Source organism: Pseudomonas fuscovaginae SE-1, assembly GCF_000364705.1.
GTDB classification, from domain to species: domain Bacteria; phylum Pseudomonadota; class Gammaproteobacteria; order Pseudomonadales; family Pseudomonadaceae; genus Aquipseudomonas; species Aquipseudomonas fuscovaginae_A.
The window spans coordinates 1-7785 of sequence record NZ_AQOH01000142.1; the positions used below are offsets into that span (position 1 = coordinate 1).

Consider the following 7785-nt stretch of genomic DNA (forward strand, 5'->3'; position numbering starts at 1 on the left):
GCAGATCCGCGCTATATGTATTTCATGGGACAGTGCTTTGAAGATGGAGCTGGAATAAACGAAATCCCTGCACTATTAAAAAGCCTTGTAGCATTCCCTGAACTGAGTGCTGCCACTTCCGAGAAAGGGCGATATACAATAAAAAAAACCAAGTACGACACAAAATCACTTTTTGCTATAGTTGAAAAAATTCATAGAAAGGATGATTACATTTTCTGTGACGACCTTGGCGACGAATGGGCAGACCATATCACTTTCAATAAAGCCGACTCCTCAGTTTCTTTTATTCACTCGAAGTATGGCGCCGTGAGCAAGTCCGCCAGTAATTTGCATGATGTCGTCGGCCAAGCCATCAAGAACATTGGAAATATGGATATTGACCCCAAGACCTTTCTTGCAAAAAAATACGGTGAAAAATTTTCAAACAATTATAGGGGAGGTGCAATCCCTCGTATCAGGAAGGCATTACCCGGCATATTTGACGACTATTTAACAGATTTGCGAGAGGACTATCGCTTTAACCGTCGGTGCATCATTTGTTGCTCATTCATCTCGAAGACCCTGATCGAGGTAGAGTTTAAAAAAATTCAGGATAAGAAGCGTGTCGCTGGAAATGTTACGCAACTATTCTGGATCCTTTCATCCTTTATGCATGCTGTGAGAGAGGCAGGCATACGCCCCATAGTCTATTGCCGGCCCTAGGTGAGTGAATCGCACAGCTTGCTCACACCGCGACCGGCCCGGTCAACTCCGCCTATCGTGAGTGACTGCTTCTGGCCCTTAGCGGCCAGTAGCGAATCACTGCCTTACCCCTCAATCATGCATGCGACTCGTCCAGCATCGATGAAACTGCCGATCAAGTACATGGCAATTTTCCCTTAAGCGACTTGAAATGCGGGGTGAGCAGGAAAGCTATTCATTTGTTTTCCGCGGTTTCTTGAGAGTCCATTCATCAATCATGTCGGCCCAATCCTGCAAAATCGCACGGCGCTGATCCCGATACTCGGCCTTGTTGTAAACAGCTCGCACACCTTTCTGCTCGTGCGCGAGGCACTTCTCGATCCAATCGGAGTTGTAGCCCGCCTCATGCAACAGCGTGCTAGCCGTGCGGCGTAGGTCGTGGGGACCGAATTTACCTAGAGGCACACCTTCCTTTTGAGCAAGACGATAGGTCAGCGTCAGTACCTGGTTGATCGTGGCTGCACTCATTGGCAAATCGGAGTCATAGCGTGACGGCAGAACGTACTCAGAACCTCCGGCCAAGGTTTTCAACGCGATGAAGAAATCCAAAGCTTGCCGGGACAGAAACACCAGATGGGGATTTCGGCGCTTCATCCGCTCTTTCGGGATTGTCCATAGCGCTTCACTGAAGTTGATCTCGCTCCATGTCGCGTTGGTCAGCTCGCTCTTACGCACCATCGTCAGCAGTAGGAGTTTGGCTGCGGCACGAACCGACGTCGCTGTCCCGATCCGATCCATGTACTGGTACATCAGCGCAATTTCATCAGGCGTCAACGCCCGGTCGCGAGGCTCGAATTTGGCAATGCTGGCAGACCTTACTAGATCCGCGGGATTTTCAACCTTCTGACCACGCTCAATGGCCCAACGAAAGACCTGCAACACGATCTCACGCGAATGGACGGCAGTTGCGGGCGCCCCCCGCTCCACTATCGCGTCGGTCAGCGCTCGCAGATCCTCATGAGTGATTTCAGCGAGCTTCTGATTGCCAAACTTCGGCTTCAATTCGCGCTCATAGACTGACCGGCGCATATCTCGTGTCGAGTCCGCCATCTGATAGCCGCGCAGCCATTTTTCAGCCCAATCATCAAAGGTCTCTGCGCCCTTGGTGCGAGCCTTCGCACGCGCCTTTTCCTTAGCAGGGGACTTACCTGCGGCGATCATCTTCTTCGCCTCCCCTAGCCGCTCACGTGCCTCTGCCAGGGTGATCCCGCCCAAGCCATAACGACCGAAGGTGATGGTCTCCTGCCGGCCATTGATGGAGTAGTTGTAGCGGAAGGAGATTGAGCCGGCCGGTGTGACCGCCACGTACAAGCCATCGCGGTCAATCACCTTGTAGAGCTTGTCTTGCGGCTTGAGGTTTCGAAGCTTGGTATCAGTAAGCATGGCTTCCATTTATTCCATGAAAAAATACCATGCTCTGAAAAGCGCGGAAGAATGGGGCTTGCCCCCAGTAAAACCGGGCCTCTTGGCTATCCCGATACCATGCCCATCCTGAAACAAGGAACATGGTATCAAGCGTCATGCATGGCATCGGATGCAGTTGGTACCCCGTACCATGCCATAAAAAAACCATGCTTGGCGATGCAAAACGCTGCCTGAACTTGCCAGACCCAAAAAGCCGAAAGCCCGCAATTACGCGGGCTTCAGGGCATTTTTTGCTAGTTCGTGCCGGACTATGCCGGACGCGGGATCATTCCCACTCGATAGTCGCCGGCGGCTTGCTCGACACATCGTAGGTCACGCGGGAAATACCCTCGATCTCGTTGATGATCCGGCTGCTGACGGTTTCCAGCAGTTCGTACGGCAGGTGCGCCCAACGCGCGGTCATGAAGTCGATGGTCTCTACGGCACGCAGGGCCACGACCCAGGCGTAGCGACGGCCGTCACCGACCACGCCTACCGATTTCACCGGCTGGAACACCACGAAAGCCTGGCTGACCTTGTGGTACCAGTCGGCCTTGCGCAGTTCCTCGATGAAGATGTGGTCGGCACGACGCAGCAGGTCGGCGTATTCCTTCTTCACTTCGCCAAGGATCCGCACGCCCAGGCCTGGGCCCGGGAACGGGTGACGGTAGACCATGTCGTACGGCAGGCCGAGTTCCAGGCCGAGGCGACGGACCTCATCCTTGAACAGTTCGCGCAGCGGCTCGACCAGCTTGAGGTTCATCTCTTCCGGCAGGCCACCGACGTTGTGGTGGGACTTGATCACGTGGGCCTTGCCGCTCTTCGCGCCAGCCGATTCGATCACGTCAGGGTAGATGGTGCCCTGGGCCAGGAACTTGATGTTGTTCAGCTTGCAGGATTCGGCATCGAACACGTCGATGAAGGTACGGCCGATGATCTTGCGCTTCTTCTCCGGGTCGGCTTCGCCAGCCAGGTTGCCCAGGAACTGGTCCTCGGCGTTCGCACGGATCACCTTGACGCCCATGTTCTCGGCGAACATGGCCATCACCTGGTCACCTTCGTGCAGGCGCAGCAGGCCGTTGTCGACGAACACGCAGGTTAGTTGGTCGCCGATGGCCTTGTGCAGCAGCGCCGCAACCACCGAGGAGTCGACACCGCCGGACAGGCCCAGCAGGACGTTGTCGCTGCCGACCTGGGCACGAATGGTCGCGATGGCATCTTCGGCGATCTTCGAAGGAGTCCACAGAGCCTCGCAACCACAGATGTCGAGGATGAAGCGCGACAGGATGCGACCGCCCTGCTTGGTGTGGGTCACCTCGGGGTGGAACTGCACGCCGTAGTAGCGCAGGTCGTCGTTGAACATGCCGGCAATCGGGCAGCTCGGGGTGCTGGCCAGGATGTGGAAATCTTCCGGCATCCGGGTGACCTTGTCACCGTGGCTCATCCACACGTCGAGACCGAACAGGCCGTCGGCATCGACGTGGTCCTCGATACCGTCCAGCAGGCGGCTCTTGCCGACCAGGTCGACACGCGCATAACCGAACTCACGCAGCTCCGAGCCTTCGACCTTGCCGCCCATCTGTTCGGCCATGGTCTGCATGCCGTAGCAGATACCGAAGACCGGTACGCCCAGATCGAACACCGCCTGTGGGCAGCGCGGGCTGTTGGCTTCGTGTACCGACTCGGGGCCGCCGGCGAGGATGACGCCTTTGGGTGCGAATTCGCGAATCGCTTCGTCGTCCATGTCGAACGGGTGCAGTTCGCAGTACACACCGATCTCACGCACGCGGCGGGCGATCAGTTGGGTGTACTGGGAACCGAAGTCGAGGATCAGGATGCGGTGGGCGTGAATGTCGAGGGCCATGGCTCATTCTCGTCTGTGAAATCAGAAACAACACGGGGCTGTCATCAACAGCCCCGGTTCAAATTCGTCAATCGCCTCCCGGCCAGCGCCAGGAGGCGATCACTATCAGCCTACGCGATAGTTTGGAGCTTCCTTGGTGATCTGCACGTCGTGAACGTGAGATTCGGCCATGCCGGCACCGGTGATCCGCACGAACTCGGGTTTGGTGCGCATCTCTTCGATGTTGGCGCTGCCGGTGTAGCCCATCGAGGAACGCAGGCCGCCCATCAGTTGGTGAACGATGGCGGTCAGGGTGCCCTTGTACGGCACGCGGCCTTCGATACCTTCCGGCACCAGCTTCTCGGCACCCGCGGAGGAGTCCTGGAAGTAGCGGTCGGACGAGCCCTGGGACTGCGCCATCGCACCCAGCGAGCCCATGCCGCGGTAGGCCTTGTAGGACCGGCCCTGGAACAGTTCGATCTCGCCCGGCGCTTCTTCGGTACCGGCGAACATCGAGCCCATCATCACGCAGGAGGCACCGGCCACGATGGCCTTGGACAGGTCACCGGAGAAACGGATGCCGCCGTCGGCGATCAACGGCACACCGGTGCCTTCAAGGGCAGCGGCGACGTTGGCGATGGCGCTGATCTGCGGAACGCCGACACCGGCGACGATACGGGTGGTGCAGATCGAGCCCGGACCGATACCGACCTTGACCGCATCCGCGCCGGCTTCGGCCAGGGCCTTGGCCGCCGCGCCGGTGGCGATGTTGCCGCCGATCACCTGCACTTGCGGGAAGTTCTCCTTGACCCAGCGAACGCGGTCGATCACACCCTTGGAGTGACCGTGGGCGGTGTCGACCACCACCACGTCGACGCCGGCATTGACCAGCGCGGTCACGCGGTCGCCAGTGTCCTTGCCGGTACCGACCGCGGCGCCGACGCGCAGACGACCCTGGTCATCCTTGCTGGCCAGCGGGTAGGCCTTGGATTTCTCGATATCCTTGACGGTCATCATGCCCTTGAGGGCGAACTTGTCGTCGACGATCAGGACCTTCTCCAGACGGTGCTTGTGCAGCAGCTCGCGGACTTCGGCCTTGTCGGCGCCTTCACGAACGGTGACCAGACGCTCCTTGGGGGTCATCACTTCGCGAACAGGAACATCCAGACGGGTTTCGAAACGCACGTCACGGGAAGTGACGATACCCACCAGGTCGCCATCGTGCAGCACCGGCACGCCGGAGATGTTGTGCATGCGGGTCAGTTCGAGCAGGTCACGGACCGAGGCGTCGGCCTCGATGGTGATCGGGTCCTTGACGACACCGGCTTCGAACTTCTTGACCTTGCGCACTTCGGCAGCCTGCTGCTCGATGGTCATGTTCTTGTGGATGATACCGATACCGCCTTCCTGGGCCATGGCAATGGCCAGACGGGCTTCGGTCACGGTGTCCATGGCAGCGGAAACCAGCGGAATATTCAGCTCGATGCCACGGGTAAGACGGGTTTTGAGACTGACTTCGTTGGGAAGCACCTCGGAATAACCGGGCACAAGGAGAATGTCGTCGAAAGTCAGGGCTTCTTGGCTGATACGCAGCATCGCGGGGGCTCCCGGGCGGGAAAATGGAAGCGCGCCATTATACTCATACTAGGGCCCCGGCTCAATGTAATCCTTGGCCTATTTACAGCTCCACCTGGACCCAGGCGACGGGCTGATCCAACCAGTCGGCGAACTCGTCGAGAAACGCCTGCCGAAAGCCGGCTTCGAGCCAGTTATTGAAGATAAAGCCCAGGTTGGAAAAAGCGCACGGCTGCAGGAACAGGAAGCCATTGATATCGTCCTCGTGCCCGCACAACGGGCAGATGAAGTTCTCGGTGCGCCCCGGCATCCAGTCCTCCAGGCTGTCGAACAGCGCCTCGCCGACTTCCCGGCGACATTCGGCGCAACCGGCTTCTTCGAGAAACCCCTTGGACGGGGTATAGATGCAGCGCTTGGTGACGATCTCCAGGCCGTTGATCGGCTGGCCGAACGGCAGCGCCTCGGGACGCAGGACCACGTTGGCCGCTCCTGGCGCGATGGCATGGGCCATGCGGTTGCCGGTACGGCCGCAGGTGCTCAGTTGTTCCTCGACGATATTCTTGCGCACCAGCCAACGCAGGATCGCCCGGGCACGGGGTTCGTGAACCGGCAGGGTGGAGATTTTCGGGACGATGATGCTTTGGGAGTTCATGCTTTGGGAATTCACGGCTACGGCCTGAAGCAAAGGCGGTGATGCTCCTTGTGGCGTGGGGGCTTGTCGGGACGCGGCACCGCCCCGTTCGGCGGCGAAGCAGACGTAAACGTCGCCTGCATGCTGTCTGCCACAGCGCCATCGCCAGTTCCGGGGCCGCTATGCGCCCCAGCGTGGGCAAGCCCACTCGCCACAAGATACGCGGCCGCTCAGCTTAATCCCTGACGCGATCAGGTCAAGTGCTCAGATACCGCGTGATCAAGGCAATGCCACTGGCCAGCACCAGCCAGGTCACCAGCCGCACGAAGGCGTCGCGGGATAACCTCGACGTCACCCGCCGGCCGATCCACAGCCCCAACGCCATCGCCGGCAACAGGCACAGCGCCAACACCAGTAAAGGTAGCTCGGCGTAGACCCCGGCGATGACGAACAGCGACAGGCGTACCACCGTGCTGCAACTGATCAGCGCGCTTTGCGTGGCCCGGGCCGCGTCCTTGGGCAAACGGCTGTTGAGGTAGATCGCATAGAGGAAACCACCGCTGCCGAACAGCGCGCCGAACATCCCGCCCACGGTACCCATCGGCACCGCCCAGCCGGCCTTCAACTGCGTGGGCCGGGCCTTGACCAGCAGGCTGTAGAGCGCATAGGCGCTGATGAACAGGCCCATCAGCAACAGCAGGATGTCGGACTTGAGGTTGAGCAGGAACACCACGCCCAACGTACAACCCACCGCCATGCACGGCAGCAGCCGCAGCAGTTCCGACCTGGCGACATCCCTGCGCGACGGCAACAGGTTGCCGAACGCCGCGACGAAATCCAGCAGCACCAGCAACGGCACGATCTTCGACAGCGGCATGAACAGGATCAGGATCGGCCCGGCCACCAGCGCCGTGCCGAAACCGGCCACGCCAAAGACGATATAGGCCAGGGCGACACCCAGTTCCACCACCAGCCAGTCGGTGGCACTGAATGGCCACTGGTTCAACAACACGACGAGACTCATGACACACAACTTCCGCAATGGGTTCGCTTGACTTTAGCCACTGGCGAGCCTTGCGACTAATATGTTCAAAGCCCACCATTCATCTCGAAAAGGCATGACTTGTGATCTCCACCCGCCAGTTGCGTTACTTCGTCGAAATCGCCGACGCCGGCAGTTTCAGCGCGGCCGCCGAACGACTGTTCATCGCCCAGTCGGCATTGAGCCGGCAGATCAAGGAACTGGAGCATCACCTGCAGACGCCACTGTTCGAACGCACGGCGCGCCAGCCAAGGCTGACCGCCGCCGGCGAAGCCTTTTATCCACGGGCCAGGAATCTGCTGAACGAGCTGAACAAGGCCAGCGAGTTGGCCACCCAGGTCGGCAAGGGCCAACTGGGCACGTTGCGCTTGAGCCACTCCAGTACCGTACCGATGAGCGGGCGACTGCTGCGGGCGATCGGGCACTATCTGGAGCGGAATCCAGGGGCGTCGATGGATATCGTCAAGTTGTCTTCCGAAGCGCAACTGGAAGAACTGGCGGAGGGCCGGCTGGATATCGGCTTGTTGCGCCTGCCGGTGCTGCGCCAAC

6 protein-coding genes and 1 pseudogene are annotated in these 7785 nt (G+C 59.3%); 2 read left to right on the top strand and 5 right to left on the bottom strand.

The window, feature by feature from the left end; genetic code table 11:
* A pseudogene (locus K675_RS0114215) lies at nucleotides 1-702 on the top strand (hypothetical protein); the annotation flags it as partial.
* Between the two features lie 210 nt (nucleotides 703-912).
* Here the strand turns inward: K675_RS0114215 and K675_RS0114220 are convergent.
* The 5 genes from K675_RS0114220 to K675_RS0114240 all read right to left on the bottom strand — a co-directional run bounded on the left by K675_RS0114220 (nucleotide 913) and on the right by K675_RS0114240 (nucleotide 7218).
* Entirely contained in the window at nucleotides 913-2124 is a 1212-nt protein-coding gene (locus K675_RS0114220) for a tyrosine-type recombinase/integrase (protein ID WP_037006522.1), read from the bottom strand.
* Nucleotides 2125-2431: 307 nt separating this feature from the next.
* Nucleotides 2432-4009, bottom strand: coding sequence for a glutamine-hydrolyzing GMP synthase (gene guaA / locus K675_RS0114225; RefSeq protein ID WP_017904177.1), 1578 nt, complete (start codon nucleotides 4007-4009; stop codon nucleotides 2432-2434).
* A 105-nt stretch (nucleotides 4010-4114) separates the two neighbouring features.
* A complete protein-coding gene (guaB, locus tag K675_RS0114230; protein WP_017904178.1) occupies nucleotides 4115-5584 on the bottom strand; it encodes an IMP dehydrogenase in 1470 nt (489 codons plus the stop codon).
* Between the two features lie 82 nt (nucleotides 5585-5666).
* Entirely contained in the window at nucleotides 5667-6215 is a 549-nt protein-coding gene (locus tag K675_RS0114235) for a hypothetical protein (protein WP_017904179.1), read from the bottom strand.
* A 235-nt stretch (nucleotides 6216-6450) separates the two neighbouring features.
* Nucleotides 6451-7218 (bottom strand): sulfite exporter TauE/SafE family protein, encoded by a 768-nt coding sequence (locus tag K675_RS0114240; protein ID WP_020481055.1) that lies wholly within the window; start codon nucleotides 7216-7218, stop codon nucleotides 6451-6453.
* 101 nt (nucleotides 7219-7319) lie between these two features.
* Here K675_RS0114240 and K675_RS0114245 point away from each other — a divergent pair.
* The coding region (locus tag K675_RS0114245; RefSeq protein WP_017904181.1) for a LysR family transcriptional regulator at nucleotides 7320-7785 on the top strand (466 nt) is incomplete at its 3' end.

What these genes read in the sequence shown, in the direction of transcription:
- guaA (WP_017904177.1), bottom strand. Translation starts at nt 4,009, where the DNA reads ATGGCCCTCGACATTCACGCCCACCGCATCCTGATCCTCGACTTCGGT.
- guaB (WP_017904178.1), bottom strand. Translation starts at nt 5,584, where the DNA reads ATGCTGCGTATCAGCCAAGAAGCCCTGACTTTCGACGACATTCTCCTT.
- K675_RS0114240 (WP_020481055.1), bottom strand. Translation starts at nt 7,218, where the DNA reads ATGAGTCTCGTCGTGTTGTTGAACCAGTGGCCATTCAGTGCCACCGAC.
- K675_RS0114220 (WP_037006522.1), bottom strand. Translation starts at nt 2,124, where the DNA reads ATGCTTACTGATACCAAGCTTCGAAACCTCAAGCCGCAAGACAAGCTC.
- K675_RS0114235 (WP_017904179.1), bottom strand. Translation starts at nt 6,215, where the DNA reads ATGAACTCCCAAAGCATCATCGTCCCGAAAATCTCCACCCTGCCGGTT.